At 66.6% G+C, this 3,398-nt stretch carries 1 protein-coding gene; it reads left to right on the top strand.

Annotation, left to right across the window (positions count from 1 at the left end):
- Positions 1-3,398, top strand: a 3,398-nt coding sequence (locus O4G76_RS19690; protein ID WP_269398855.1) for a malectin domain-containing carbohydrate-binding protein, incomplete at both ends; no start/stop codon positions are given.

The following is a 3,398-nucleotide window of genomic DNA, read 5'->3' as shown; positions in this document are numbered from 1 at the left end:
AACATCGCGAGGTTCGACCAGTCGGTGCGCAACGACTACACCACCGTGGGCCAGACCGTGAGCTACGAGATCCCGCTGGCGGCGCATGCCGGACGGACCTTCGATTACCTGGCGCTGATCAACGACGACGACGCCGCGCAGAGCTCGATCATGCGCTTCTCGAACGTCGAGCTGGTGCAGGGCAGCGGGGCGAGCGGCAACACCCAGCCACCCCATATCGTCGGCGAGGCGCTGCCCGACGTCATCGCCACGGAGGACGTGCCGGTCGAGGTCGACCTGCCCTTCGAGGATCCGGACACGACCTTTGACCAGCTGTCCTTCTCCTTCCAGGGGCTGCCGGACTTCCTCAGCCTGTCGGGCGGGCTGCTGGTCGGCACGCCCGGGAACGAGCATGTGGGCGTCCACACGATCGAGGTCACCGCGACCGATCCCGAAGGCAACGCCGTGACCGGCCAGTTCGATCTGACGGTCGAGAACGTCAACGACGCGCCGATCGTCACCGGCAGCATCCCCGACGCCACGGCCCAGCTGAACCAGGCGTTCGACATGGCCCTGCCGGCAGGGCTGTTCACCGATATCGACCCGAACGACACGCTCACCTATCGCGCCGAGGGGCTGCCCGTCGGTCTTTCCATCGATCCGGTCACCGGAACGATCAGCGGCACCCCGCAGCAGAACAGCAACCACACGGTCACGGTCTTTGCCACCGACGCGGCGCAGGCCGAAACCTCCGCCAGCTTCTTGCTGCAGGTCAATGAATTCACCTTGCCCGAGCCGATCCTGATCGAGGTCGAAAATTTCACCGGGCTGACCGAGGCCAATTCCGACCTCGTCAATTTCAGGACCGAATTCGCCGCCCCGGCCTCCGGGAGCACGGTGGTCAAGGTCGGCGCGGGGCAGCAGGGCGTGATCTCGACCAGCCTCGCGGGTTTCGGGGTCGTGGCCGGGACCTATGATCTGGAGATCGGCTACTTCGACGAGAATGACGGCGACTCTCAGGTCGATGTGCTGCTGCAACTCGCGGATGGCACTCAGGCCTTGATCGGCAGCTTCACCATGAACCAGGTGCTTGCCGGTCAGGGCAATGCGTTGCAGGCGGCCAACCTGACCTCGGTCACGCTGAGCGGTGTGCAGGTTCCCGACGGGGCCCGGCTGGTACTCAGCGGCACCAGCGACGCGAGGGAGCATCTGCGCTTCGACAAGGTGGTCTTCAGCCCCGTCTCCGACGCGCAGCCGCAATTCGAAAGCGCCGCCGCCCAGGAGGTGCTCGAAAACACGGTGATCGCGGGCGATATCGACGCCGTCGATCCCGAAGGCGCGGTGGTGAGCTACGCCATCGTCGGCGGCGCCGACATGGACAAGCTGACGATCGATCCCGATACCGGCGTGCTCTCCTTCGTGACCGCGGCCGATTTCGAGGCGCCGGGCGATGCCGATCTCGACAATGTCTACGAGGTCACGGTCGAAGCCAGCGACGGTGTCTCCAAAGCGCTGCAGAACGTCACCATCACCGTGCTCGATGCGGCGGAGGGGCTGGCCATCAACAGCCCGGCCAGCGCGACGGTGGCCGAGAACCAGACCGTGGTGACGACGGTGGTCGCCACCGAGGACGGCGGCACCGCGCCGATCACCTACGCGATCGGCACCGCCGGCGCCGATGGCAGCCTCTTCACCATCGATCCGGACACCGGTGCGCTCAGCTTCATCGCGGCGCCCGACTTCGAAGCTCCGGGCGATGCGGGCGCAGACAACGTCTACGATGTCGAGGTGATCGCCTCGAACGGCAGCGACGAGGTGGCCCAACTCATGTCGGTCATCGTGACGGATGTCGACGAGAATGGCGGCACGCCGGAGGCGCTCCTGCGGATCAACGCCTGGGGTGGCGAGGTCGCAGCCACCGATGGCGGGCCGAACTGGCTGGCCGACGGCAACACCAACCCCAACAGCCCCTACGTGATCACGGCCACCGGGACCGGCAACAACCGCGGCGACACACAGGGCTTCGGGGGCGACACGACGAACCTGCCGTCACATGTTCCTCAGGTGGTTCTCGGCACCGCCCGCTCCGCCAACAGCCCGTTCTCCTATGCCATCCCGGTGACGGATCTGATCGGCAATGGCGACTACATCGTGAACCTTTATCTGGCCGAGTTGTCCGCCGCGAACCAGCTTCCTGGCAGACGGATCTTCGACATCAGCGTCGAAGGCCAGACCGAAGGCGTGCTGGACAACTTCGACCCCTCGCTGCCAAGCGGTGGCGGCGATCTGCGGATCCTGAGCTACGAGGTCAGGGTGACGGATGGCGAGCTGAACATCGGCTTCCTCCATGATCTGGTCGATGGCAGGAACAACCCGATCATCAATGCCATCGAGATCCTCTCGAACCCGGTGCCGGCCTTCGACACGGACGCGCCCGTGGCGGCGCTGACGCTCGACAACCCGGCGACCGCGACCGATCCGATCCTCGTGGACGTGGCGCTGAGCGATGCCAGCGGCATCGATGCGACCACCCTTGGCGACGACGACCTGACGCTCTCGGTGGACGGGGTCGAGGCGGGCAATCCCGCGATCACCTTCATCGGCTTTGCTGGTGGCGTGGCGCGCTACGAGATTGCCGCGCCGCAAGGCGGCTGGACCAACGGCACGCAGATCGGCGTGGCGCTCGTGGCGGGCGCGGTGTCTGATCGCGCGCACACGCCCAATGTCAACGAGGCGACCAGCGCGGCGCTCGACCTTGAAATCGGCGGCGGCGGCACGGTCGTCTACCGGATCAACACCGGCGGCGCGCAGGTCGCGGCGACGGATGGCGGTCCGGTCTGGACCGGCGACCAGCCGGGCAATGGCAGCCCGTATCTGCGCCTGACCACCCTGCGCGACGACGCCGATACCGGCGGCAAGGCGGCGCCCGGTATCGACGGGGTGCCGAATGCGATCTTCTCGACGGCACGCTCGAGCGACGGGTCGTTCTTCTACGACATCCCGGTCTCGGCGCTCGGCGGTGGCCAGAATTACGAGGTGCGCCTCTATCTCGCCGAAATCTCCCCCACGGGCCAAGCCGGGAACTTCCGCAACTTCGACGCCTCTCTGGAGGGCTTCGTCCCGACCGCGTTCGACAACCTCGATCCGGGCGCGCTCTACGGCGCGGGCGGCGGTGTCCTGACCGCGCGGGTCAACGTCGATGACGGCGTGCTGAACATCGGCCTGGTGAAGGATCTCAAGCAGAACCCGATCATCAACGGCATCGAGATCGTCGCGCTGTCGGAAGAGGTGGAGAACCCCCCGATTCCGGTCGCCCCGGCCAACGCGCTCGAGGCCTTTGCGGCGCAGGGTGATCTCGATACCTCGCAGAGCTACGCGGCCGGGACCGTCGGTGCGGCCAAGCTCGGCATCATGCTCGG

It is taken from the genome of Limimaricola sp. G21655-S1 (assembly GCF_027213785.1).
In the GTDB taxonomy this organism is placed as follows: domain Bacteria; phylum Pseudomonadota; class Alphaproteobacteria; order Rhodobacterales; family Rhodobacteraceae; genus Limimaricola.
The sequence above is the reverse complement of the archived record's forward strand: the minus strand, read 5'-3'. Positions and strand labels throughout refer to the sequence as shown.